Source organism: Vreelandella azerica (assembly GCF_013112225.1).
Classification (GTDB): Bacteria; Pseudomonadota; Gammaproteobacteria; order Pseudomonadales; family Halomonadaceae; genus Vreelandella; species Vreelandella azerica.
The window spans coordinates 271919-296269 of record NZ_JABFHI010000001.1 but is presented as its reverse complement, the minus strand read 5'-3'; the positions used below and the strand labels follow the sequence as shown (position 1 = coordinate 296269).

Sequence of the window (24351 nt, the reverse complement as noted above, 5' to 3'; positions counted from 1 at the left end):
CCGCATATTGATCAAGGAAGCCTGTGAACGACGCTGCGACTGAATCACTGACTCTGGAAAAGGTCTGCATCCGCCTGGCGGGGCAAGCATTACTGCAGGTCAACACCCGGATTGCACCCGGCGAGGTGCTGACGGTGATGGGGCCTTCCGGCTCGGGCAAGTCCACCCTGCTAGCCTTTGTAGCAGGCTTTCTGGATAGCGCCTTTGACGCCCAGGGCCAGGTGCGCCTGGGTGAGCAGAATCTGCTGGCCCTGCCCGCCGAGCAGCGCGGCATTGGCCTGCTGTTTCAGGACCCGCTGCTGTTTCCGCATTTAAGCGTGGCGGGGAATTTGCGCTTTGGCCTGCCCCGGCATGCCCCAGACAAACACCGGCAGATCGCCCAAGCGCTGGAGCAGGTCGGGCTGGCAGGCTTTGAAAACCGCGACCCGGCGACCCTTTCCGGTGGCCAGCAGGCCCGAGTAGCGCTGATGCGTCTGTTGCTATCACAACCCCGCGCCGTGCTGCTGGATGAGCCGTTTTCCAAACTGGACACCGCGCTGCGCCAGGAAATGCGCGCCCTGGTATTTGGCCAGCTGCGCGAAGCGGGCTTGCCGACCCTGCTGGTGACCCATGACGAAGCCGATGCCGCCGCTGCCGGAGGGCCGATCATTGCCCTTGGCTAACCAGTGCGCTGAGGCGCCGACACTCAGCATTATCATCCCCATGCTCAATGAAGCGGCGGGCATTCAGGCCGCTCTGACGCCGCTGCAAGTGCTACGCGAAGCTGGCACAGAGATCATTGTGGTCGATGGTGGCAGCAGTGATAACAGTGTGGCACTGGCCGCCCCGCTGGCTGATGCGCTGTTGGTCAGCGACCCCGGCCGGGCTCGGCAGATGAACCTGGGGGCCGAACACGCCCGCGCAGCGGCGCTGGTGTTTTTACATGCCGATACCCGGCTTCCCCCAGAGGCTGTTGAACTGATCACCCAGGCGTTGAACACCCACTGCTGGGGGCGCTTTGATATTCGTCTGGAAGGCCACAGCCGCTGGTTACCCCTGGTTAGTCGGATGATGAACCTGCGCTCACGGCTGACAGGCATTGCCACCGGCGATCAATGTCTGTTTATCCGCCACACAACATTCAAGGCCGTGGGCGGCTTTCCTGACCAGCCGCTGATGGAAGATATCGAACTCAGCAAACGGCTGAAACGCCAACAGCGCCCCGCCTGCCTGCGCGCCAAAGTGATAAGCTCAGGCAGGCGTTGGGACAAGGGCGGCGCCTGGTCCACCATTTATCTGATGTGGCGGCTTCGTTACCGCTACTGGCGCGGAGTGAGCGCCCACCAACTGATCAAGGAATACCATCATGCCCGCTGAAAGTACCCCAACCTTACACCTGCTGGCCAAGGCACCGGTTGCTGGGCAGGCCAAGACCCGCTTGATCCCCTTACTGGGTGCCGAAGGGGCCGCCGAGGCCCATAGCCAGCTGCTGCAGCAGTGCCTGGCCAACGCCTGCCAGGCACTGCCCGCTGAGTTCATCACCCTATGGACGGCACTTGACCATGAACACCCACTGTTTATTCAGCTAAAGCAGCAGTTTGGCATTCAGCTAAGACCCCAGCCGCAAGGCGATCTGGGCGCACGTATCCAGGCCTGCCTGCAAGCTGACCCCGGCCCGGCCATGGTGATGGGCAGCGACTGCCCGAGCATTACTCCAGCCATGGTCCAACAATGCGCCGCGCAGCTGGCCCACGCTGAGGTGGTCATACTGCCCGCTGAAGACGGCGGCTACGGCCTGATTGGCACCCACCACCCGATACCTGAACTGCTGACGGACATTCCCTGGGGCACACCGAATGTCTTGTCGGTTACCCGCCAACGCCTTGACCAACTGGGAATTGAAGCCGTCTACCCCGCCATCATCTGGGATGTCGACCACCCCGAAGACTGGCAACGCTGGCAAAAATACGCCGAAAAAGTAAGGAAACCCTCCACTTGCCCACTGAGTAAGACCTTAACCGAACGCTCTGGAGTTTTTTGTGAACCGACAACGCGTGTTACTTATTCTGATATTGGTAGCGGTAGTTGCTGCTTTTTATCTCAGCGGTGCCCACCAGTATTTCAACCTGGCCACCTTGCAAGCCTACCGTACAGACTTTATCGCCCTGTTTGAGCAATCTCCCTGGCAGGTCGCGGGGGCTTTCTTTGCCATGTACGTGGTGATGACCGCGCTGTCCTTACCTGGCGCCACCCTGCTGACCCTGCTGGGCGGCGCCCTGTTTGGCCTGGGTTGGGGGCTTCTGATCATTTCCTTTGCCAGCACCATCGGCGCCACCCTGGCCTTTGTCATTTCCCGTTTTCTGTTTCGCAAACCGCTGGAAAAGCGCTTCCCGCGCCAGTTGGAACGCATCAACCGCGGTGTTGACCGCGACGGCGCCTTTTATCTGTTCACCCTACGCCTGGTGCCGCTGTTTCCGTTTTTCATGATCAACCTGCTGATGGGCCTGACCCGAATCAAGACCGTCACCTACTACTGGGTCAGCCAGCTCGCCATGCTGCCGGGCACAGCGGTGTATGTGAACGCCGGTGGCCAATTGGGTGAATTGGAAAGCCTGGGTGGGATTGTCTCACCGGGGCTTCTGGCCTCCTTCGCACTGCTGGCGCTATTCCCCTGGGTAGCCCGACGGATTGTGCTGCTGGTGCAGACCCGCAAGACCTATCAGGCGTACCCCAAACCGGCCTCTTTTGACTATGACATCGTGGTGATCGGCGGCGGCTCCGCTGGCCTGGTCACTAGCTATATCGCCAGCGCTGTCAAGGCCCGGGTAGCGCTGGTTGAAAAGCACAAGATGGGCGGTGACTGCCTGAATACCGGCTGCGTGCCTTCCAAGGCGCTGATTCGGGCCGCCCATGCCGCCCATGAAGTCCGCACTGCCTCACGCTTTGGGGTCAACGCTGGCGAGCCAGAGATCGATTTCGCCAAGGTGATGGGCCATGTGCAGCAGGCCATTCGCGATATCGAACCCCACGACAGCGTCGAGCGCTATTCCGGGCTGGGCGTCGAGATGTATGAAGACACCGCCACCCTGCTCTCACCCTGGGAAATCCAGATAGGCGAAAAAACAGTGACCGCCCGTCATGTGGTGATTGCCACCGGCGCCCGCCCGCGCATTCCTGCCCTGCCGGGGATTGAAGGCGCGCCAGTGGTCACCTCAGAATCGCTGTGGTCACTCAAAGAGCAGCCTCGTCGTCTGGTAGTACTTGGCGGCGGTGCGATTGGCTGCGAGCTGAGCCAGAGCTTTGCCCGCCTGGGCAGCCAGGTCACTCTGGTGGAAGGCGCCGCCCAACTGCTGGGGCGTGAGGATGACGAGGTTGGCGAGCACATGGCCACCACCCTTGGCCAGGAAGGCGTCAAGGTGCTGACGTCAAGCCACGCCATCGAAATCCTCAACGAGGACGATGGCCATCAACTGGTAGTGGAACACAACGACGAACGTCTCAGCCTGCCCTTTGATGCCCTGATGGTCAGCGTGGGCCGCCAGGCCAATGTGGAAGGCCTGGGACTTGAAGCGCTAGGCATCACCACCACAGAGGTGGGCACCCTGGAACTCAATGAGCGTTTGCAGACACGCCTGCCCAATATGGGCCTGCGGTGATGTGGCTGGGCCCTACCAGCTGACCCACGCCGCCGCCCACCAGGCCTGGCATGCTGCCGTGAACGCCCTGTTTGGCGAACTGAAGAGCTTTGCTGTGGACTACCGCTTTATGCCAGCGGTGGTCTACACCCAGCCGGAAATTGCCCGAGTCGGGCTGAACGAAAAAGACGCCCAAGCTCAGGGCATCGCCTTTGAGGTGACCCGCTACGCCATGGCCGAAAGCGACCGCGCGATTGCCGAAGGGGCCACCCAGGGCTTTATCAAGGTGCTGACCGTGCCCGGCCGCGACAAGATCCTCGGCGCTACCATTGTCGCTGAACGCGCCGGTGAGTGGCTGGGCGAGTTTACGATTGCCATGAAGCACGGCCTGGGTATGAACAAGCTGCTGGGCACGATTCACCCCTACCCGACCCTCGGGGAAGCGGCCAAGGCCAGCGCCGGGGTATGGAAAAACGCCCACAAGCCTGAACGTGTTCTCGCATTACTAGAACGCTACTTCCGCTGGCGGCGAGGTCATCAGAATACCCAGAAGGAGCGAGAACAAGGAGATCAAGCATGACCCAGCTATTACTGATCGGCGCAGGCCATGCCCATGCCTTTGTGCTGGAAGCCTTTGCAGAGACACCTGACCCTGAGGTGACCATCACCGTGGTCAGCGATAGCTCCCTGGCCGCCTACTCCGGCAGCGTGCCCGCCTGGCTGGCGGGTGACTGCTCACTTCGCGACACCCAGATTGATGTCGCAGCACTGTGCCAACAAGCAGGCGCCACCCTGATCGAATCCCCGGTGGTCACGCTGGATCACCAGGCACGCCAGGTCAGCCTGGCCAACGGCCAGATACTCACCTTTGACGTTGCCTCGATAAACGTCGGCTCGACGCTGGAACTCCCCGCAACCCACGGCGATGGCCTACCCTACCTGCTGGCCATGCGCCCGCTAAGCTCGTTGCATCAACGCTGGCAGGCGCTGCAGGATCGAATCCAGACGCTACCTGGCGGCTCAACCCAGCAGATCATCAGCGTTGGCGGCGGCGCGGCCAGCTGCGAAACCTTGATGAGCGTGCTGGCCCAATTGCGCCACTACCGCTCGGATATTAACTGGCAGGGGCACCTGCTCAGCGCCGCGCCCACGCTGCTTGGCGAGGCCGGCTGGCTGCCCCGCCAGCTGACCCGCCGCGCCTTGCAGCGAGCCGGTATCCAGATTCACACTGAACGGCGCGGCACAGCACTGGTGAAAGGGGGCGTTGAGGATGATCAAGGCCAGACCCTGCCAGCAGATATCGTGCTGTGGGCCACCGGCGCGGTCGGTCATCCCTGGCTGGCTGACACCAGTCTGCCGCTGGATAACAAGCGCTTTATTCCCTCTGAACGCACCCTGGCGGTAGCCGGGGCGCCTGGACTCTTTGCCGCCGGCGACTGTGCAGAGCTAACCCCGCCCCTGCCCAAAGCCGGGGTGTATGCCGTGCGCCAGGGGCCTGTGCTAGCTAACAACCTGCGCGCCGCCTGCCATGGCCAGGCTTTGGCTGACTGGCAGCCGCCCAAGCGGGTGCTGGCGCTGATTGGCACGGGCCACAGCCACGCTATTGCCAGCTACGGGCCCATCGGCTTTGCCGGGCACTGGGTGTGGGAATGGAAAAAGCGGATTGATGCGCGCTTTATCGCCCGCTTCAATCCGCCTTTTAAGGGTTAACGCTAAGTGTAGTGTATCCATACAGCGGCTGATCAATCAGCCTGACGCCAGCCGCCTAACACCCGGCTGTCGGGTGCAAAGAATACCAGGCGATCATGGTCAATCAGATAACGATAGGCATTGGTCAGCATGTCAGTGACTCGCTGGGCGTCGCCCATATTCGGGCAGGCCATGCGGGTGGATGCCATCTGTTTGAACTCAATGCGCTGATTCTCACCCAACTCGACCTGGCCAAAGAAACGGTTGCAGCCATCATAGCCGTTGACGCTGCCGTCACTACCGATTTCAAAATAAGGCCTCTCATCAAACTCCAGGCGCTCATCCGTGCCTAAAAGCAGAAAGTTCCAGCGCTGATTAACCACAGCTGAGAGCTGGCTGCTGGCCTCAGCGTTATCAGCATCAACCGGCGCCTCTGGGGTTGAGCCGCAGGCGGCTAACAACAACATGGCAGCACCTGCCAATGCAATACGCCCGTCCTTGAAGACGTTCTTAAAGGCACTCTTTTTCACTTACCAACTCCCTGTATTTTCCATTGAAGCCCATGGCTCCTGGGGCTGCTGCGCATCACCTTTCTGCAACAACTCGACCGAAATGCCATCGGGGGATTTAACAAAGGCCATATGGCCATCTCGGGGTGGCCGATTAATGGTCACCCCATTGTCCTGCAACTTCTGGCAAAGCGCATAAATATCGTCAACCCGGTAAGCCAGATGACCGAAATTGCGCCCGCCGCTATATTCCTCCGGATCCCAATTATAGGTCAGTTCCAGCTCAGGCGCCTGCAACTCTTTCGAACGTTCTTCATCGTCCGGCGCGGCGAGAAAAATCAGCGTAAATCGGCCTTTTTCACTTTCCTTGCGACGTACTTCCTTTAGGCCCAACAGGTCGCAATAGAAGTGCAGGGAAGCGTCAATATCACTGATGCGCACCATGGTATGTAGAAACTGCATACGGACTCCTTTGGACGATCTAAAGACTCATCTTTACGCGGGTTTACTGAAGATACTCGCGGAAAATTTCCGGGGGCTGACTGTCGCGTGTCCAACTCAACACCGCATAGTCATCCTCTCGCCCGGTTTCCATGCCCGGTGAGCCGTGAGGCATCCCCGGCACGGTCAGCCCAGCCACCTCGGGGCGTTCTTTCAGCAGCGCCTTGATATCATCAGCGGGCACGTGGCCTTCGATCACATAGCCATCCACAATCGCCGTATGGCAGGAGGCGATCTGAGGAGTAACACCCTGCTCGATCTTGACGCCGCGAACATCATTATGGCGCTGATGATCCACCTCGAACCCATTAGCCTCAAGGTGCTCTACCCAGGCACCACAGCAACCGCAGTTGGGGTCACTATGCACTTCGACGGTAGAAGCGGCCATGGTCGACGTCGTCAAGCCCGCTAGCGCCAGCGGCATCAGGTAGCGCAGGCCAGCGGCCAACATGCCAGGCTTCTGGGTAGCAGGCCACTTATCTGTACAGTTATTTGACATATAGGCACCCTTATTGAACATTGTGTATATTAATTATCTTCACATACTAGCGGTGTTTACGCTCAGGAGAAAGCAGTGGACTCAATGACGCAAGCAGCCCTGGGGGCTGCCATCGGTGGTGCTGTGCTGGGCAGGCGGCTGGGACGCAAGGCCATTCTACTCGGGGCTATCGTCGGTACCCTGCCAGACCTTGATGTGGTGATTGACTACGGCGATGCCGTTGCCAACGTCACCCAACACCGTGGTTTCAGCCATTCACTGTTTGTGCTGGCCGGGTTAGGCACCCTGCTGGCCCTACTGAGCGCGCGATTTGCCCCTGCCCGAGATATCCCGCTGCGCCATTGGCTGCTGTTCTTTCTGTTGATTTTGCTTACACATCCAGTGCTGGACGCTTTGACCACCTACGGTACCCAATTGTTCTGGCCAATGACCTCGCCTCCTGTCGCCTGGCCCACCGTGTTTATCATCGACCCCTTGTATACCTTGCCGTTACTGATAGCGCTTGTCTGGGCCTTGTTCGACCGTAAAGTGGTCTACCGCTGTGGCTGGGCCCTGGGTCTTTCCAGCCTTTACCTGGTGTTTGCCCTCGGCGCCAAGGTAAGCGTGGAACAGCGTTTGGCGCCCGTACTGGCGGCGCAGGGGCTGGAATCGGCCCCGCGTCTGGTACAGCCCGCGCCCTTTACCACGCTGCTGTGGCGCGTGAGTGTGATGGAAGGCGATCGCCACTATGAAAGTCTTGTCAGCCTGTTTGATCAGAACCCGCCGCAGCTTGAAGCAATGACGCGACAAACCCAGCTGGCAGAAGACTTTCAACAGGATGCTCGCATTCAGCGTTTGAAATGGTTTACCGGTGATTTCCTGCGCTATGACAGCCATGAATCAGGTGATCAGGAAACCCTGCAGGTAACCGATGTACGCCTGGGCTTTCCCGGCTTTTACCCGTTCACCTATCAGCTGGCGACGCGTTCTGATGCAAACAGCCAATGGCAGGCTGTTGACGTTTCCTTCCAGGTCAGCAGTGAACGCGGCCTCTCTGGCGAAACGTTCAAGCGCCTGGGATTAAGGGCATTAGGCAACGAGCAGGCCCTTTGCGCTAGCGCTTTTGTGGAACCACGCTGGAAGCTAGCTTCACCTGCTTGCTGAGAAAAAGATTCAGCAAACCATAAAAAACAGCGCACCAGAATGCATAGACCATGGTGCCGCTGTTGTGGGCCAGACAACGTTTACTAATCAGTTATTTTTAGATACCAAATCAGCACACAACGATCTAAGCCTTAAGTCTTAGCATTATATATGTAATATATAGTTACACTTGCGGCACGGCGCTGCTTTGAAAATTTGCCTGGAGGCTGACTTTTTGACGCCAAGTTTCGCCCCACAACCGCTTAACCTGAGAACAGAATCGCATGGCGGCTTGTACATTTCCTTCAAGCAAGTCCTGCTTAAATTCCTGATTTATCTGTTTTTTTCGGTTATCAGCTTGCTCGTTGGCTGTGTTTCAGGCTATCACGGCCCCATAATTCCCAAATGATCACGTCGGTCAGCATTGTGGATGAAACGCCAGCGCCTAAACGTCTGGCCAACCAGAATACGTTTGGTTACATCCAGTCTACCTGGCCTTCCCAAGCCATCCCTTTTGCTCTGCTCCCTTACGACCAGCGAGATACCCGTGAAGCAGGGATTCGTCTGATGCATGAGCTGGCCACCTTACAGCGAGTAGCCCTTGTTAGCGGCAATGATGCCTCACGCAGTGCCATGGCACAGTGGCGCAGTGTTATCATGGCCCAGCTGAATGCCCCCTGCGTAGCCGCCACTTACCGGCCAGCGAACGCCTGCCACTCAGTGAACTGGCGCATTGGGGCTACTGCCTGCCGCCACCCTGGGTTGAAGTCTGGAGCATCCATGGCGCGAGCCGCCAGCCCTGGCGACCATCGCTGACCCTGGAAAGCGTGTCAGAAAGTCGCTCTGCTGAGTCAGCACATGCCTGGCACATCTCACCGCAAGGTCAAGCTGAGCGCCACGGCATTGCCGAATGGAATAATGAACCGGTATTGCTCGCCCCTGGCAGCCGTGTAGTCGTCGAATGGCCAGCGCAGTACCCTAGCATGGGCGTTAACGTTGAACGCCGCTGGGTCAATGAGCGTCTCCCCCAATGGCTCGCAGCGCAACTACCCGGCGAAGATTGCCAGATATGTCCCCAGGAGCAGTCCCAGTGACGCCACGCCACGCCTTAGCCTTAGTCGTCATACTGTTACCCGCAATGGTAAACGCCGATGAGACGGCCTACAGCTCCCTGGGCGGCGGCGGCATCTGGACAATGCCCAGTGCACGAACAGCCCCGGCAGGCAGCCTGACGCTTGGTGGTCACTACACATCCCCGGATGTGCATATACCGCTGTTCTATCAGCCCACTGAACATCTGGAGCTTGGCTTTCGTTATAGCCAACGTCAGCCCCGAGATGGCCAACAGCGACACAACTACGACCCTCAGTTGGATATCAAATGGCGCTGGCAGGAGGATGCCTGCTATTGCCCTGGGGGCGCGTGATATCGGCCACAACACGCCTTTCAATGCCGAATACCTGGTGGCCAGCAAGCGATGGAACGCCTGGGATGTCAGTCTCGGCGTCGGCTGGGGAGCATTGGGCAGCGCGGGCGATGCTGAAGCTCCTTTCAACGACTTGAGTGAGCGCTGGGATACCCGCAGCGCGCCCGAAAATTTGCAACCCTACGAAGAAAGCGACTGGTTCAAGGGCTCTGCCAGCCTGTTTGGCGGCGTTAGCTACCAGACCCCTGGCAACCCCTGAGCCTGGCTATGGAATATAGCGGCGGTGATACAACACAATGGCCCGCCGGCGATACACGCGAACAAAGCAGCCGCTGGCAAGGAGGTATGCGCCTTGCGTTAAGCAAACCATTATCCGTTAGCCTTGGCTGGGAGCGCGGCGACACGCTCAGCGCAGGCGTCCAATATCGTTTTGACCTCAGCCAGCCTTCCGCGAGCACATCTACGGTACCGCCTTTGCCTAGTGGCTCACTTGGCTGGGACGACACTGCCCGCGCTCTGGCACATCATGGCCAGATCCAGGTGCACGAGGTCTATCGCAGTGGAGACAGCCTGCAGCTGAATGCGACCTACACCGGCCAGGAAAAGGGTACCTCTTCCGCCTGAAGTGGTTATAGTTTCCCGGACACACAGACGCAGATAAAATTATCTGCCCATCAAGGTGTGTGTCATGAGTCAGAAGAAAAGTAATTCTTATACAGCTGAATTTAGAGAATCTGCCGTCAAACTAGCGGTGGAGTCCGGTCAACCGGTCGCCCAGTCCGCACGCGAGCTGGGTGTTAACGTCAACACGCTGCATACCTGGATAAGTAAGCTCCATGATAAGCAGACGAGTGAAGCAAGTGGTGTGGTTGATGACAAACACCTGTATGAAGAATTGAAGCAACTTCGGCGTGAAAATGCTCGGCTGAAGGAAGAGCGAGCTCTGTTAAAAAAGGCGGCCGCCTTCTTCGCCAAAGAATCCAGCTGAGATATGCGTTCATCGATGAACATCGGGGCAGGTTCAGCACCGCCCTTATGTGCCGAGTGTATGAGGTATCTCGCAGTGGCTATTACGAGTGGCGAACCAGACCGCCTAGTCAGCGAGCCCAGGATGATCAGGCGTTGAAGGCCAGTATTCGTGAACATGATGAAAAGAGCCGTTCCACCTATGGCACACGGCGTATTCAAAAAAACTAGCCGAAGACGGTAAGATCGTAAGCCGCCGTCGAATCGGCCGATTGATGGATGAAGAAGGACTTGAATGCAAGATGCGGCGCAAGTTCAAAGCGACGTCTAACTCGAAGCATAACAAGCCGGTCGCCCCGAACCTGTTGGACCGTAATTTTACGGCATCAGAGCTTAATCAGGCTTATGTTGGCGACATCACTTATGTCGCGACACGGGAGGGCTGGCTGTACCTTGCTGTCTTCATTGACCTTTGCTCACGTTCAGTTGTCGGGTGGTCCATGGATAGCCGGATGCCGGCAGCATTAGTGAACGACGCGCTGACCATGGCGATCTTTAAACGTCGGCCAGAAGCCGGTCTGCTAGTTCATAGTGACCGTGGCAGCCAATATGCTTCGGATAGCTTCCAGGGCTTGCTCAAGCAGCATGAGTTCAAGTGCAGTATGAGTTCAAGTGCAGTATGAGCCGCAAGGGTAGCTGCTGGGACAACGCCCCGTCAGAAAGCTTCTTTCATACCCTGAAGACCGAGCTGGTGTATCACGAGGACTTCAAAACGCGAGAGGAAGCGAGGCAGGCGATTTTCGAGCATATCGAGGTGTTTTATAACCAAGAGCGATTGTACTCTAGCAACGACTATATGAGTCTAGCGGACTATGAATCGAGGCTACGAGCAGCCGCTTAAAAAAGCGTCCGGAAAACTGTTGCCAGATCAGAGCCAGCATGGGCAACACCAGAGTGCTGGCCAGCGCGCCACTGGCCAGTTTGCGCTGATGCTTCTCCATCCATTGACGTACAAAACGGATCCGCTCAGTGGGGTCAAGCGGAACGCTGATACGCGTCACACCGCTATCAGGCTGATTGGCCAAAGCAGCCAGGTTACGGCTGTGCTGCGTATCACCAACCCGCACATGTCTGAGCGGATAACCTGCCAGAACTCCCTGCCGTGTGGTCGATATAAGCTGACTCAGCTTGGCACGTAATTCGTCAGATGAAGCGTTTTGCATGGTTGGATCCCCTGAATTTATATTAGTAATATCGTATGAAGGGTGCTAATGATTCGCTAGATTTACCCGGGCCACTTTGCTCAAGATCCATGAACAGCAGCAAATCTCTTAACAATCAGAAAGATGAACAACCCCTAAAATAAACATACTGTAACATATATCAATATAAATACTGACAACGTAAACCGCAACCTCCCATTGCCTACCCCTGCAAAAATTTCTTCCCCTCCCTACCAAACCAAAGCCTGTTAAATAAATTTAAATTAACTTAACAGCTTAGATACCCTCCTAATGCATGATTTATTTGAAAAAAGGCTGCAATCGAGACCCATTCATCTGAGCATGCGCAGGCATAGTGAGACGCTAACTTCCAACGCAACCAACCTTTTTAAGGGAATTTTTTCGCAAAAGCGATTCATCAGCCTGACATACGAATAGCCATAAAAATTTAAATTTGAAAAATATATAAACATAATGTAAAAAACATTAAGTTAACAAAAGTATTCAATTTGTATCATTTTAGATGGGTACATCTGCCAATGGAAAGCCACTCCTCCAACCAAATTGAAGAACAGCCAATGCGCATTGCAATTGTAGAAGACGACAAAGTATTCCTTCACCGCATCAGTAAGGCTCTGGTTGATGGTTTTGAAGAAAGAAAGGTCAAGACCAACGTCACCTTGCTGCAATCCAGCAACACCTTTATGCAAGTTGCCAGTCGTGAACACTTTGACCTGGTATTACTGAATTGGAGCCTATCTGGCAGCATCGGGCTTGATCTGATTAAGTGGATGGAAACGTACCTGATGTCTCCGCCTGCTGTTTTAATCGTTACTCAGCGCGAAAAAGAAAGCGATGTGGTTGAAGCGTTTAATACGGGTGCCGATGGTTTTGTCACCAAGCCTTTTCGGCCGCGTGAATTGGCTGCGCGGGCTTTTGCCATCTGTCGCCGCCATTTATTGCGTACTCCCAGAATTGCCAAGGAGAGTGAACTGGTTATCAGGCACTTGAAGCTGAATTCAAGCCGTGAAATCGCTTATGTCAATGGCGAAGAAGTGCCTTTGACACACCAGGAATTTCGCCTGGCACACTTGCTACTCAGTCAAATTAACTGTTCACTTTCACGCACCTATCTGCATGAGTACATATGGGGGTACTGTCATAACCCGAAGACGCGCACACTCGACGTACACATTCACAGGATTCGCAAGAAGCTCAAGTTAACCGCCGAGTACGGATGGAACCTGGTTTCTGTCTATGGCCATGGTTACAGCCTGCAGACCTTGGATAAAGCACAGGAAAACCAGAGTTCAGACATAGAAGCCAAAGCGGTATAATTGACCTATATGGTGTGAATGCGAGGCTTACCCTTTGCACCTAGGCAAAGGGTACCTTAATAAAGGGTGTAGCTGGGTGGCTGCCAATTAAGGCCGCCGAGCTAGCATGATATCTGGCAACAGTTTTCCGAACGCTTTTCTAAGCGGCTGCTCGTCGCCTCGAATCATAGTCCATCCACTGGACTCATAACCAGGGGAACCACTAGGGAAATCCGAGGAAAAATCGGATATTTTTGGAAAGAGAGCTGGGGATAACATTTTGATTTTAATGGCGTCCCTGGCAGGATTCGAACCTGCGACCTGCCGCTTAGGAGGCGGCTGCTCTATCCTGCTGAGCTACAGGGACATAACGGAAGGGCCAGTAGTATAACGACTGATGGCGCCAGCGCCAACTGCTGGGTGAGAAACACCTCTATCATCAGCGGGTTAAATCCACCCTATTAGGCGTAATACAAAGACCCCTAAGGTAATGGTCAGGCTGGCCATCAAGGTGGTGATGGCGACGATATTGGCCGCCAGGGCCGTGTTGCCTCCCAGCGCCTTGACCATCACAAAACTGGCGGCTGCCGTCGGGCTGGCGAAGAACAGGAATAAGAGCCCCAACTCGCGTCCTGAAAAGCCGATCAGCCAAGCCGCTAGCGTGGAGACGATGGGTAGCACCAGCATTTTCAGCAGGCTGGCACCTAACGCTGCCTGGCTGCCCTGGCGCAATGAGGTGACTGACAGGGTCGCTCCAATGCAGATCAACGCCAGCGGCAGCGTCAGGGAGGCAAAATATTCACCCGATGCCAGCACCCAATCAGGCAAAGGGACTGCAAAGGCGGCAAAAGGAATGGCCAGCACAACGGAAAGGATCAGCGGGTTTTTAGCGATGCTGATTAGCAGCGGGCGCCAGCTCAGGCGTTTATCAGGATGAAACGCCGTCAGCACGACCACCGACAGGATATTGTAGGTTAGGATCACCACGCCCAGCAGCACCCCACCAGCAGACAGCCCATAATTGCCATACATGGCGGCGGCCAGCGCCAGGCCGACAATGCCACAGTTGCCACGAAAGGCTCCCTGTATGTATACCCCACGGTCTGCGTAGGGCACCCGCCGCCACGCCCATAGCCAGCTGAGCAGCAACTGCCCAACCGTGGCAAGCGCGAAAAACACCAGCAGCGACACATTCAGCGCCACACTCAAATCAGCCTGTATCAGGCTCATAAAGATCAGCGTGGGCAAGGTCGCCTTGAACACTAGCGCAGAGGCTGTATTGATAAAGGCGCCATCCACCCAGCCAAGGCGTTTGAGCACAACCCCAGAAACACCATAACGAACACAGGCAGAGTGACATCCAGCGTCTGTGCAAACAGTTCCAACAGGCTCACAGGCCCCATCCTCCCGGTTCAATCACGCTGGTTTTTCAATGACTAGGGTTTTCTCAATCACACGAGGTTACTTAATCAAATAAGGCTTCCATATCCGGCTTACCGGGCATTCTGACAATCAAGGCGTTACGGCCTTCTCCCTTGGCCTCGTAGCTCGCTGCATCCGCACGGGCCATGGCTTGCTGAATGGTATGGTCATCTTCGTCAAAGGCCGTGACGCCAATACTTAAGGTCACCGTATATTCCTTACCCTGATGAGTGACGGAAATTTCACTGACGGCTTTGCGTAGCGAATCAGCAATTGTGCTGGCTTGATTTAACGTACAGCTGGGCAGCAGCACACCGAACTCATCACCACCCTGGCGCGCCACGTGGTCACTTCGACGTACTTCCCAGGCCACCACTTGGGCAATGCGGCGCAGCATCTCATCGCCCAGGGCATGACCGCCTTCATCATTAATCGGTTTAAAGTGGTCCAGATCGAACAGCAGCAGCGCAGACGGCGTGCTGGTTTTCTGATATTCCGCAAAGGCTTCTTCAAGACGACGCTCAAAGCCCCGCCGGTTCAAAAGCCCCGTCAGTGGGTCGTGCTCGGCTTCCCAGCGCTGCAGGGCCTCCTGCTCGCGGCGTGCGGTAATATCCTTGACGACCCCCACCATTCCCAGTGATTGCTCATCCCTAGACACCATGACAACCCGCGCATGCACATCCAGCCACAAGGTTTCGTCATCGGCACGCACAAAGCGCAATTGGCGAATAAAGTCTCGGTGAGTTTTCAGGCTGTGCCGCCACATATCAATCGCACCCTGACGGTCATCTGCATGGACTTGCTGTAACCAGGCAGACATTGGCATGGTGGCAGAAATTCCCAGCATATCGAGCAGAGCCGGATTCATGTAGGTGATATCGCCATCAAAATTGGCAACAAACATACCTTGAGGCGTGGCATTCAGCACAGAGTCCAGAAACGCTTCCCGCTCCTGAAGGCTGGTTAACAGCAGCTGGCGCTCATCTTCGACGCGGTTAAACGTCAACGACACATCTCTAAGCTCACACATGCTGGTCATAAGAGTCACTTTACTGCGCCGCCCCAAACCGACTTCACCTATCTGGCATTCCAGTTGGCGCAAGGGACGCAGCATACGCCCGAGAATCCACCACAACAGAGGCATCATCAGGATGGCAAGCAACAGCCAGGCCCACCATAGCGTCTGAATATAGCCTGCCAGAGGGGTCTGCGCTTCCTCCATGGTAAGAAAACGCCCGACCACCCAGCCCGCTGACCATACCTGACCGTAAGACTGCAAACCATGCTCGCCATCAATCAACGAACCAACTGCCTGCCCTTGCCAGCCATCCAGGGCCTGATTCAGCCAGGGGTTATCGGCTGGAGGCGGCACGTCATCCATGATTTTCTGTCGACGGGGGTGGTAAAGTAATTTGCCAGATGCCGTCATAACCGCCACATAGTTGCCGGGGCTGGGCTGCATGCGTGCCAGGCGTGAAAACAGGCCGCTGGTTTTCAGGCTGACGATTCCTCCCACGTAGCCAACGAAATGCTTATCTTCATCAAGCCTTGGAATACCTACGATCACCATGGGATACTGGCTGACTGGGCCGACAAAAGGCTCGCTGACATAGGCTTTGCGGCTGCCTTTGAGCATACGGAAGAACTCTGTTCCGGCGCTTTCAAGCCCTATGCGGTTATCAAGTATCGGCCAATCAGCGATGACCACCCCATTGGCATCGGCGACCAGTAGGCCTTCAAACCATTCCAGTAGTACATCGTTTTCTGCCAGCACCTGCTCCGCCTGCGCTCCACTATCCTCTACGCTCAGGGTACTGGCAACTCTCTCAAGTGCATTGATGCGCGCATCCATCTGCTGGGAAATTTCATCCGCCAGCATGCTGGATTCATAGCTCAGATGAGCCATATTGCTTTGTTGCAGCATGGTTTGTCCAAGGTACCAGGCCATTGCCAGTACCAGGGCCACAATCGCCAGCCAGGTAAGCGCTAACCCGAAAACCAGCCGTCCGCGTAAAGTGAGCAACCAGGCAAATGCCTTCCAGTTTCTGGGTGACGCCACGCATTATCCTTTTAACGTCATGCAATTGATCACAAAAATGTTAAATACAATTTAACACTATATAGAGTATTGGCAATCAACATCTTTTAACACCCCCTTAATACATCAAGGGCGCCAAAAGGCGCCCTTGAAATACCCAGCAATAAGGTTAATCAACAGATTGCGATCACTGATAAACCGGGAAACGCGAACATACCTGCTCGACCTTGCTCTTGACCGCTTGCTCGATTTCACTGGTATCTTCACCGCGCGCCAGCACATCAAGAATATCGCAGATCCAGCCCGCCAGGTGACGGCACTGGTCTTCACCAAAGCCCCGGGTGGTCACCGCAGGCGTGCCGATACGCAGGCCAGAAGTCACAAATGGGCTTTGCGGATCGTTAGGGACGGCGTTTTTATTGACGGTAATATGCGCACGGCCAAGCGCCGCGTCTGCGTCCTTACCGGTGACACCCTGCTTGATCAGGGACAATAAGAAGAGGTGATCTTCGGTACCGCCAGAGACGATATCGAACCCACGCTCCATAAACACCTCGGCCATCACCTGGGCGTTTTTGATGACCTGCTGCTGGTAGGCCTTGAACTCAGGCTCCATGGCTTCCTTGAAGCAGATCGCCTTGGCCGCGATAACATGCATCAAGGGGCCGCCCTGGCCACCGGGGAAGACCGCTGACTGCAGCTTCTTCTCGATGTCGGCATCGCCTTCAGCGGACAGAATCACGCCGCTACGCGGGCCGCGCAGGGTCTTGTGTGTTGTCGAGGTAACCACATGGGCATGCGGCAGTGGACTGGGGTAAACGCCTGCGGCGACCAGACCAGAGACGTGAGCCATATCAACCAGCAGGTAAGCACCCACTTCATCGGCAATTTCACGGAACTTTGCCCAGTCGACAATTTGTGAGTACGCCGAGAAACCAGCAATAATCATCTTCGGCTGGTGCTCACGCGCTAGGGAAGCCACCTGATCATAATCGATCAGCCCCTGCTCATTGAGGCCATACTGAATGGCATTGTAATGCTTGCCAGAGAAATTGGGCTTGGCACCGTGGGTCAGGTGACCACCGGCGTCCAGGCTCATACCCAGAATGGTATCACCGGGCTTGACCAACGCCTGGAACACGGCGCTGTTCGCCTGGGAACCGGAGTGCGGCTGTACGTTAACGTAAGTGGCGCCGAACAGTTCCTTGGCGTAATCAATCGCCAGGTTTTCCGCAATATCAACAAACTCACAGCCACCGTAGTAACGCTTGCCCGGGTAACCTTCTGCGTATTTATTGGTCAGCTGGCTACCCTGGGCTTCCAATATACGGGGGCTAGCGTAGTTTTCGGACGCGATCAGTTCGATGTGGGCTTCCTGGCGCTCCACTTCTTTCTGCATGGCATCAAACAGCACATCATCGAATCCGGCAATTTTCATGTCGCGGCTGAACATCGGCGGTAAACCTCATAGCGAAAGGTCAGACTGGAAAAACAGTTGGGGCCACTATCATAACGCAGGCGAGCAAGGGTTTCATTGCTTGTTGGTCAAGTCGATCATGAATCCTGCTCATGGGCTTTCCAAGCGGGTTTCCAACAGGTCATTAAGCTGGGTCAATACGCTCAAGCGTGCCCGGCGCTTATCGTCAGTGTTGATCAGCTGCCAAGGGGCGCCCTGGGTGTGGGTATGGGCCAGCATATCCTCAAGCGCCTGCTGATAATCGTCCCAACGTTGGCGGTTCCGCCAGTCTTCATCGGTGAGCTTGTGCTGCTTGTGCGGCGTATTGGCGCGGGCCTTGAAACGCTTCAGCTGCTCGTCCTTGCTGATGGCCAGGAAAAACTTGCCCACCACGGCACCATGGGCCAGCAGTTGATCTTCAAAATGGCAGATTTCCGTGAAGCCGCGCTGCCAGGCACTTTTCCTGGCAAAGCCTTCCACACGCTCAACCAGCACGCGCCCATACCAGGTGCGGTCAAAAATCGCCACGCGGCCATCCTGGGGCAAACGCCGCCAGAAGCGCCACAACCAAGGCTGCAAGCGCTCTTCATCGCTTGGCGCCGATACGCTGTAAACCCGATAGTAGCGAGCATCCAGGGCAGTCGTTACCCGATGAATACTGCCGCCTTTACCGGCGGCATCATGGCCTTCAAATGCCAGTACCACAGGAATACTGCGCTGCAGGCAGCGTCTGTGGTTGTTGGCTAACCGAGCCTGCAGCTCATCAAGGGCTTGGCGATAGCGCTTTTTAGGGATTTTTGAATTCTTGGCGCTCCCCTCAGAAGCGAGTTCGTCATCAATGGCTAAACGCTGTGGCGCCAAGCGGGCCTTATCGCCTTCGAGCGGTCCGTTTGCCCCCTGCAATAGTTTGCCTGCTGAAGCAGCAGGCAATAGCGCGGGTTGAGACAGGGCATCCTGCAACAGGGCCGTGATTTCCTTCAGCTGCTGTGACGGTGTCTCGCTGGCGATACAGTGCCAGGGCGCATGCGCGGTGTGGGTAGCTTCACGCATCTGCTCAGCACACTGCTGGATGGCCGCATACTGGGCGTGACGCTGCCAGTGCCTTTCGCTGACCTGCCAGGAATGCGTCGGGTCAGATTGTAAATGATGCAAGCGCTCTGCCTGTTGCGCCTCATCGATATCCAGCCAGACTTTCACCACTACTACGTTGTCATGCGTCAAAGTGGCTTCAAAGCGATTGATCTCATCCAGCCGATCGGCAAAGGCCCCCGCCTGAATGCGCTGCTCTACGCGGGCAAACAGAACATCGCCGTACCAGCCATGCACGAAAACCCCTACTCGGCCACGGGCAGGTACCCTGCGCCAGTAGCGCCACCAGTAAGGCCGCAGGCGGTCTTCCTCGCTGGGGGCCAGGGCATGAACCTCGGTCTGGCGGTTTTCCAACCAGTGGTTGAGCTGGTTGACCAGCACACTTTTATGGGTAGCGGCATGCCCCGCCACCACCAGCATCACCGCCTTGTCTTCACGCTGGGCCATATCCAGCTGGGCTTTCAGCAACGCATAGCGCCGCGCTTTTTCATCCACACCCGTCATGGTTACGCCTCTCCCAATAGCCCAAGGCTTGCCGCAGGCGCCTGGCGACGCAGCCCACGCGACAGCCAGTGGCCAATCACACCGATCAGCAGAGCGCCACCCAGGGGCAGCACCAGCCACAGCATGCCATGCAGGCGCGGCGGCAGATCCAGCCAGTAGATATAAAGCACCGCGGTCGCAAGCTCGGCCAGGGCCGCGCCCATCAAACCGCTGGCAACCCCTAGCAATGCATACTCGGCCCCCTGAATGCGTGAAATCATCCGGTTGCCAGCGCCAAACACCCGTAGCAGGCCACTTTCATGGGCGCGCACCGGGCGGCTGGCCGTCAGTGCGGCATATAGAACGCTCACCCCGGCCAGCAATACCAGCACCAGAATCAGCTCAATCGCGCGAGTGACTTGAGTCAGCACATCGCGCACCTGGCCAAGAATGGCGTCAACGTTCAACAAGGTGACGCCCGGAAAGCGCTCCACCAACTCACGGGTCAGGTTCTGCTCATCTTCGGGCAGATAAAAGGCGGTAATAAAGCTATGGCCAAAGGTTTCCAGCACGCCTGGGGGAAAATCACATAGAAGTTCGGCTTGAAGCTGTCCCAGTTGAGGCTACGCAAACTGGTCAATTGGGTCTTGATATCACGCCCACCAACGCTGAATGTCAGGGTATCCCCTAACCCTAACCCTAAGCGATTGGCCAGACCGTCTTCCATGGAAACAGGCACCGGCGGCAGCTGCTCAACGGCATCCAGCTCGGCCATCCAGCCGGTGGATGGCACCTCTTCGCTGGGATCGACGTCGAACCATTCCCCGGCCACCACTTCGTTACTTTCAGGAACCTCCGCCTGCCAGGTCAGGTTCAGCTCGCGGCGCAGAGCATTATCGCCGCGCGCCTCAGGGTCGACCGCTTGCTGGGGTGGCATATCGTTAATGTGGGTAATCCGCCCGCGCACCATGGGGTAGAGGGTGCTTTGCGCCGCCACATGCGGGGCAATGGCCTCTTCAAAAGGGTCACGCTCGGGGGCTGAATATTGATGGCAAAATAGTTGGGGGTATTTTCAGGCAGCTGAGCTTGCCAGGTGGTCAGCAGGTCACCGCGCACCAGCACCATCATGGCCATGGCAAAGAAGGTCACCGAAAATGCCAGCAGTTGGCCAAGCCCGGCCTGACGCCGCCTAGCCAGTTGGCGTCCCCCAGGCGTAACGCTTGCTGCCATTCACCATGCCCCTTCAGGGTTTGCACCAGACGGAGCACAGCATTCAGCAACAAGGCGCTCAGCGCCCACAACAGCGCCAGCATCACCCCACCACCGGCCAGCAACGCCAAAGAAAGCACCGCACTGCCGGAATAAAGCCATAGCAGGCCCCCAAACACCAAGGCCGCAAACACCACCACCAGCCAGGCCGACGGGGGCAGCGGGTCAAGTTCCCGGCGCAGCACTTTGAGCGCGCTGACCCGCTGGATGCGCAACAGCGTCGGGCCGGCAAACCCCACCAGCACAGCAATGGCGGTAAAGACACCCAGCAACAGTGGCATAAGGCCGGGTGGCGGCAGCGTCATGGGCAGGAAATTGGCCAGCAGCGCCAGCAGTATGGCTTGCCCCACCAGGCCCAGCAGGGCGCCTAGCAGCGAGGCCACCAGAGCCAGGCCGATCAGCTGCAACCCGAAAATGATACCCAGCTGCTGCTGGCTGGCGCCAAAGCAGCGTAGCAAGGCGGCGGTATCCAAGTGGCGCTCGACATAGCGGCGGGTCGACATCGCCACGGCAACGCCTGCCAACAGCACCGCTGCCAGCCCGGCGATGCCCAAATAGCTTTCCGCCCGTTCAAGGGCATTGCCCAGCTGGGGTCGGTCGGCGCGAATATCACGCACTTCCACGCCTTCACGGCGTAATTCATTCAATAATGGCTGAACAGCGTCAAGCGCTTCGGGTGGCCCTGCAGCAAGAATCTCGAACTCCACCCGCGAGCCTTCCTGGATCAGGCCGGTTGCCTCCAGGTCGTCAACATTCACCATCAAGCGTGGATTGAAATTGCCGAAGCCTGCCGATTGATCGGCCTCCCGTTCGATAAAACCTGTGACAGTCAGGGTGGTATCGCCCACCTTGACCTCATCCCCCAGCGCCAGATCAATCAGATTGGCCAGGCGAGGGTCTGCCCAGGCTTCCCCGGCAGGCGGGCCGGAGGCCAGAGATTCCACGCCGTCTCCTCGCTCAACCTGGGAGACCCCATAATGCGGGTAGACATCATCCACTGCCTTGAGGCTGGCCGGCTGGAAGCGTTCACCCTTGCGAATCATCGATACCAGATCAATCTGATCGCTCAGGATAAACCCGGCACCTTCCAGCGCTTCACGGACATCAGGCGCAAAGGGGTCGCGCTGCTCAATGACCAGATCACCGCCCAGCAGCTGGCTGGCCTGACGCTCCAGGCCACGCTCGATACGGTCGATAAAAAGGCAATCATCGTCGATGCAGCGACGGCCAGCACCAAGGCAGCAAACAGGGCACGCACGTCCGCTGCGCGTAAATCACGTTTCAGACTGCGCACTGCAAGGCGAACGTTGTTGGCATTCATGCACTTTCCTCACTGGACGCTTCAGCTTCGGGCTGAAATTCGCTGAGATAGCCGTTTTCAAGGCGCAGGCAGCGGCTGCAGCGGCGCGCCAGGGCATGGTCATGGGTCACCAGAATCAGGGTCGTACCGGCTTCCTGATTCAGTGAAAACAACAGATCAATTACCTGGGCACCAGTTTCCGGGTCCAGGTTGCCTGTGGGTTCATCGGCAAAGACCAGTTCCGGGTCGGTGACAAAGGCGCGGGCAATTGCCACCCGCTGCTGTTCACCGCCGGAAAGCTGCTTGGGAAGATGGCTGGTGCGCTCGCCAAGCCCAACCCGCTCCAACCAGTACTGGGCTGTCTTTAGCTCCCCGGAACGCGGCGAAAGTTCAAGCGGCAACAGCACGTTTTCAACCGCGCTAAGGGTCGGCAACAGCTGAAAATTCTGAAAAACGAACCCGACCCTTCCAGCGCGCAGACCTGCCCGGCCATCTTCATCAAGGCGGTCGAGGGCGTGACCAAACATGACCAGCTCGCCATCACTGGGGATATCCAGACCTGCCAACAATCCTAACAGAGTGGATTTGCCCGCCCCACTTTTGCCCAGTATGGCAACACTTTCACCTGCCACGACGTTTAGCGATAGGTTGTGTAGTATGGATAAGGTACGTTCACCACTGGTGACAGTCTTGCATAACGATGTTGCCTGGAGCACCGTGTTTTCTGCACCTTGCTGGCCAGAAGCGGTCAACGTTTCAGGCGTAACCCTGGATGATGAATCAGAGGAATCGGACATGAAGCGGAGTACCTTTTCAGTAAGTGCTTTTTGATAACGACTTTTTCAATAAATGCGGGTTGGAAAAACCCTAGATCCACAAGTGTGACATGGCCGCTTGTGGTACTGCTAATGATGTTTGTCCTCTTGATATCGGCCACGGCCCAGGCAGATGAGCGCCTGCGCCTGATGGTGATGGGTGATAGCCTCAGCGCTGCCTACAATATGGAGCAGGAACAAGGTTGGGTCGCCCTGTTGGCTGAACGCCTGGGCGATGATGTCGATGTGATCAACGCCAGCGTCAGCGGCGAAACCACCAGTGGCGGGGCTCAACGCTTTCCTGACCTGCTGCGACAGCACGAGCCTAACATGGTTCTTCTTGAGCTTGGCGGCAACGATGGTTTACGCGGCCTTTCGCCACAGCAGATGCATGACAACCTGGCCCAGATGATCGAACGGAGCCAGGCCGCTGATGCCGAGGTGATCCTCCTGGGCATTGATATACCGCCGAACTACGGTTCTGCCTACCGCGAGGCGTTCAAAGACGTTTTCACCCGTCTGGCCGACAATTACGATGTTGCTTTCCTTCCCTTCCTGCTTGAGGGAGTTGCCCTAAATGATGAGCTGATGCAGGAAGATGACATTCATCCTACTGCAGAAGCACAGCCCATTATTCTGGAAAACGTCTGGCCATTGCTGGCTCCCAGCGTAGAGCAGCAGCTCGCCCAGCAGGCCAGCGACTGAGGCTGCGTATCAGGCAGCGGTTTTCTGGCGTTGCTGCAGCCCCAGGCCGCCCAGTATCAGTACAAGCCCGACCAGAGTAGACGACAGAATCGGTTCACCGACTACCCAGAACAGCAACAGCAGTGAAATAGGCGGCGAAAGAAAGATCAGATTGGAGACCTTGGCGGTGCGCGAGACCTTATGCACCGCCAGCTGCCAAAGAATAAAAGCAATCCCCATTTCAAACAGCCCTACATAAACGCCCGCCCCCAAGGCGGGCCAGCCATGCCAGTTAAACCCCGGCCCGAACACCAAGAGTGCTGTCAGCACCGGCAGGCCGACGCTGAAATTCTGCCATTGGCCCACCAGCGGCTCGCGGGCATCCCGCGCGTTGAGTAGCCAGTAAAGTGCCCACAGCAGGGTTGAGGCCAGGGCCAGCAGCACCCCAAGGGAATCGGCAAACTGTACGTTCAACACCTGCCCGCGGGTGGCAATCACCCAGACGCCCGCATAGGCCACCAGCCCGGCGACGATATCCATGCGCGTCAGCCGCTGGCCCAGAATTGGCACGGCCAGCAGGGCCATCGCCAGTGCCCAGGTGTAGTTGAGCGCCATGGCTTCTTGCCCAGGCAAGCGGTCGTAGGCGGCAAACAGCACCAGATAGTAGGCCACCGGGTTCATCAAGCCCGCCCAGGCCGCCGTGCGCCAGCCACTCGTTAGCGCATGCCGTCCCTGGCCACGCCATACCACCAGAGCGCCCATCAATAACCAGGACACCAGTGCCGCCACCCACATCAGCTCAAGCGGGGTCATCCATTCAAGCGCCATCTTGAAGGCCGTCGCTACCGTCGACCACAGCATGACCGCGCCCAGGCCATAGAGGATTGCCTGTCTATCCTGATTCATGCTTCACCCTCGCAAAAAACCTTC

Annotated in this window: 18 protein-coding genes, 1 tRNA gene and 5 pseudogenes; 12 read left to right on the top strand and 12 right to left on the bottom strand. The window is 56.9% G+C overall.

Annotated features, from left to right (window positions below; translation table 11 throughout):
• Positions 1-23: 23 nt before the first annotated feature.
• The 5 genes and pseudogenes from HLB35_RS01450 to HLB35_RS01430 all read left to right on the top strand — a co-directional run bounded on the left by HLB35_RS01450 (position 24) and on the right by HLB35_RS01430 (position 5324).
• Positions 24-662 carry an ATP-binding cassette domain-containing protein gene (locus HLB35_RS01450; RefSeq protein ID WP_171701235.1) on the top strand — a complete coding sequence of 213 codons (639 nt, stop codon included), beginning with the start codon at positions 24-26 and terminating at the stop codon, positions 660-662.
• Entirely contained in the window at positions 610-1356 is a 747-nt protein-coding gene (locus HLB35_RS01445; RefSeq protein ID WP_268895873.1) for a TIGR04283 family arsenosugar biosynthesis glycosyltransferase, read from the top strand. Before HLB35_RS01450 ends, HLB35_RS01445 begins: the two co-directional genes overlap by 53 nt.
• Complete coding sequence (locus tag HLB35_RS01440; RefSeq protein ID WP_328730743.1) at positions 1346-2152, top strand: TIGR04282 family arsenosugar biosynthesis glycosyltransferase; 807 nt, start codon at positions 1346-1348, stop codon at positions 2150-2152. Before HLB35_RS01445 ends, HLB35_RS01440 begins: the two co-directional genes overlap by 11 nt.
• Positions 2034-4194: pseudogene (locus HLB35_RS01435) on the top strand (FAD-dependent oxidoreductase). The gene HLB35_RS01440 and the pseudogene HLB35_RS01435 overlap by 119 nt, the downstream one beginning before the upstream one ends.
• Positions 4191-5324 (top strand): FAD-dependent oxidoreductase, encoded by a 1134-nt coding sequence (locus HLB35_RS01430; RefSeq protein WP_171701234.1) that lies wholly within the window; start codon positions 4191-4193, stop codon positions 5322-5324. Before HLB35_RS01435 ends, HLB35_RS01430 begins: the two are co-directional and overlap by 4 nt.
• Before the next feature lie 32 nt (positions 5325-5356).
• Here the strand turns inward: HLB35_RS01430 and HLB35_RS01425 are convergent, their stop codons facing one another.
• The 3 genes from HLB35_RS01425 to HLB35_RS01415 form a co-directional block, all read right to left on the bottom strand.
• Complete coding sequence (locus HLB35_RS01425) at positions 5357-5770, bottom strand: META domain-containing protein (RefSeq protein WP_171701572.1); 414 nt, start codon at positions 5768-5770, stop codon at positions 5357-5359.
• A gap of 63 nt (positions 5771-5833) precedes the next feature.
• Positions 5834-6274: a lactoylglutathione lyase gene (gene gloA, locus HLB35_RS01420; protein WP_171701233.1), complete on the bottom strand. Its 441-nt coding sequence runs from the start codon at positions 6272-6274 to the stop codon at positions 5834-5836.
• Positions 6275-6317: 43 nt separating this feature from the next.
• Positions 6318-6812 (bottom strand): DUF411 domain-containing protein, encoded by a 495-nt coding sequence (locus HLB35_RS01415; protein WP_328730737.1) that lies wholly within the window; start codon positions 6810-6812, stop codon positions 6318-6320.
• Between the two features lie 75 nt (positions 6813-6887).
• On the opposite strand from HLB35_RS01415, the gene HLB35_RS01410 reads away from it, so the two are divergent.
• From HLB35_RS01410 to HLB35_RS01380, 5 genes and pseudogenes are all read left to right on the top strand, one after another.
• Entirely contained in the window at positions 6888-7955 is a 1068-nt protein-coding gene (locus HLB35_RS01410) for a metal-dependent hydrolase (protein WP_171701232.1), read from the top strand.
• Positions 7956-8339: 384 nt separating this feature from the next.
• A complete protein-coding gene (locus HLB35_RS01405) occupies positions 8340-8750 on the top strand; it encodes a hypothetical protein (RefSeq protein WP_171701231.1) in 411 nt (136 codons plus the stop codon).
• An 11-nt stretch (positions 8751-8761) separates the two neighbouring features.
• The gene (locus tag HLB35_RS01400) at positions 8762-9028 is read left to right on the top strand and encodes a capsule biosynthesis GfcC family protein (protein ID WP_171701230.1); all 267 of its coding nucleotides are present in this window, start codon (positions 8762-8764) and stop codon (positions 9026-9028) included.
• Positions 8965-9984: pseudogene (locus HLB35_RS18680) on the top strand (YjbH domain-containing protein). The gene HLB35_RS01400 and the pseudogene HLB35_RS18680 overlap by 64 nt, the downstream one beginning before the upstream one ends.
• A 64-nt stretch (positions 9985-10048) precedes the next feature.
• A pseudogene (locus HLB35_RS01380) lies at positions 10049-11227 on the top strand (IS3 family transposase).
• Here the strand turns inward: HLB35_RS01380 and HLB35_RS01375 are convergent.
• Entirely contained in the window at positions 11169-11549 is a 381-nt protein-coding gene (locus HLB35_RS01375) for a hypothetical protein (RefSeq protein ID WP_171701226.1), read from the bottom strand. The pseudogene HLB35_RS01380 and the gene HLB35_RS01375 sit on opposite strands and share 59 nt — an antisense overlap.
• Before the next feature lie 539 nt (positions 11550-12088).
• Here HLB35_RS01375 and HLB35_RS01370 point away from each other — a divergent pair.
• The gene (locus tag HLB35_RS01370; protein ID WP_171701225.1) at positions 12089-12886 is read left to right on the top strand and encodes a response regulator transcription factor; all 798 of its coding nucleotides are present in this window, start codon (positions 12089-12091) and stop codon (positions 12884-12886) included.
• A 269-nt stretch (positions 12887-13155) separates the two neighbouring features.
• Here the strand turns inward: HLB35_RS01370 and HLB35_RS01365 are convergent.
• The 7 genes and pseudogenes from HLB35_RS01365 to HLB35_RS01335 form a co-directional block, all read right to left on the bottom strand.
• Positions 13156-13232, bottom strand: a tRNA-Arg gene (locus HLB35_RS01365).
• 80 nt (positions 13233-13312) lie between these two features.
• Positions 13313-14259: pseudogene (locus HLB35_RS01360) on the bottom strand (AEC family transporter).
• A 71-nt stretch (positions 14260-14330) separates the two neighbouring features.
• Positions 14331-16346 (bottom strand): sensor domain-containing diguanylate cyclase, encoded by a 2016-nt coding sequence (locus HLB35_RS01355; RefSeq protein ID WP_328730729.1) that lies wholly within the window; start codon positions 16344-16346, stop codon positions 14331-14333.
• 166 nt (positions 16347-16512) lie between these two features.
• Entirely contained in the window at positions 16513-17778 is a 1266-nt protein-coding gene (gene glyA, locus HLB35_RS01350; RefSeq protein WP_171701223.1) for a serine hydroxymethyltransferase, read from the bottom strand.
• A gap of 114 nt (positions 17779-17892) precedes the next feature.
• Positions 17893-19374 (bottom strand): polyphosphate:AMP phosphotransferase, encoded by a 1482-nt coding sequence (locus tag HLB35_RS01345; RefSeq protein ID WP_171701222.1) that lies wholly within the window; start codon positions 19372-19374, stop codon positions 17893-17895.
• A 2-nt stretch (positions 19375-19376) separates the two neighbouring features.
• Positions 19377-21943 (bottom strand): annotated as a pseudogene (locus tag HLB35_RS01340) (ABC transporter permease).
• Entirely contained in the window at positions 21940-22719 is a 780-nt protein-coding gene (locus HLB35_RS01335; protein ID WP_171701221.1) for an ABC transporter ATP-binding protein, read from the bottom strand. The pseudogene HLB35_RS01340 and the gene HLB35_RS01335 overlap by 4 nt, the downstream one beginning before the upstream one ends.
• Before the next feature lie 111 nt (positions 22720-22830).
• On the opposite strand from HLB35_RS01335, the gene HLB35_RS01330 reads away from it, so the two are divergent.
• The gene (locus HLB35_RS01330; protein ID WP_171701220.1) at positions 22831-23442 is read left to right on the top strand and encodes an arylesterase; all 612 of its coding nucleotides are present in this window, start codon (positions 22831-22833) and stop codon (positions 23440-23442) included.
• A gap of 9 nt (positions 23443-23451) precedes the next feature.
• Here HLB35_RS01330 and HLB35_RS01325 read toward each other — a convergent pair whose 3' ends face one another.
• The gene (locus HLB35_RS01325) at positions 23452-24327 is read right to left on the bottom strand and encodes a DMT family transporter (protein WP_171701219.1); all 876 of its coding nucleotides are present in this window, start codon (positions 24325-24327) and stop codon (positions 23452-23454) included.
• Positions 24328-24351 lie beyond the last annotated feature (24 nt).

Coding starts and splice junctions, on each gene's coding strand:
- HLB35_RS01375 (WP_171701226.1), bottom strand. CDS start 11,549: ATGCAAAACGCTTCATCTGACGAATTACGTGCCAAGCTGAGTCAGCTT.
- gloA (WP_171701233.1), bottom strand. CDS start 6,274: ATGCAGTTTCTACATACCATGGTGCGCATCAGTGATATTGACGCTTCC.
- HLB35_RS01440 (WP_328730743.1), top strand. CDS start 1,346: ATGCCCGCTGAAAGTACCCCAACCTTACACCTGCTGGCCAAGGCACCG.
- HLB35_RS01430 (WP_171701234.1), top strand. CDS start 4,191: ATGACCCAGCTATTACTGATCGGCGCAGGCCATGCCCATGCCTTTGTG.
- HLB35_RS01330 (WP_171701220.1), top strand. CDS start 22,831: ATGATGTTTGTCCTCTTGATATCGGCCACGGCCCAGGCAGATGAGCGC.
- HLB35_RS01415 (WP_328730737.1), bottom strand. CDS start 6,812: ATGTCAAATAACTGTACAGATAAGTGGCCTGCTACCCAGAAGCCTGGC.
- HLB35_RS01345 (WP_171701222.1), bottom strand. CDS start 19,374: ATGACGGGTGTGGATGAAAAAGCGCGGCGCTATGCGTTGCTGAAAGCC.
- HLB35_RS01335 (WP_171701221.1), bottom strand. CDS start 22,719: ATGTCCGATTCCTCTGATTCATCATCCAGGGTTACGCCTGAAACGTTG.
- HLB35_RS01445 (WP_268895873.1), top strand. CDS start 610: ATGACGAAGCCGATGCCGCCGCTGCCGGAGGGCCGATCATTGCCCTTG.
- HLB35_RS01325 (WP_171701219.1), bottom strand. CDS start 24,327: ATGAATCAGGATAGACAGGCAATCCTCTATGGCCTGGGCGCGGTCATG.
- HLB35_RS01405 (WP_171701231.1), top strand. CDS start 8,340: ATGATCACGTCGGTCAGCATTGTGGATGAAACGCCAGCGCCTAAACGT.
- HLB35_RS01370 (WP_171701225.1), top strand. CDS start 12,089: ATGGAAAGCCACTCCTCCAACCAAATTGAAGAACAGCCAATGCGCATT.
- HLB35_RS01425 (WP_171701572.1), bottom strand. CDS start 5,770: ATGTTGTTGTTAGCCGCCTGCGGCTCAACCCCAGAGGCGCCGGTTGAT.
- glyA (WP_171701223.1), bottom strand. CDS start 17,778: ATGTTCAGCCGCGACATGAAAATTGCCGGATTCGATGATGTGCTGTTT.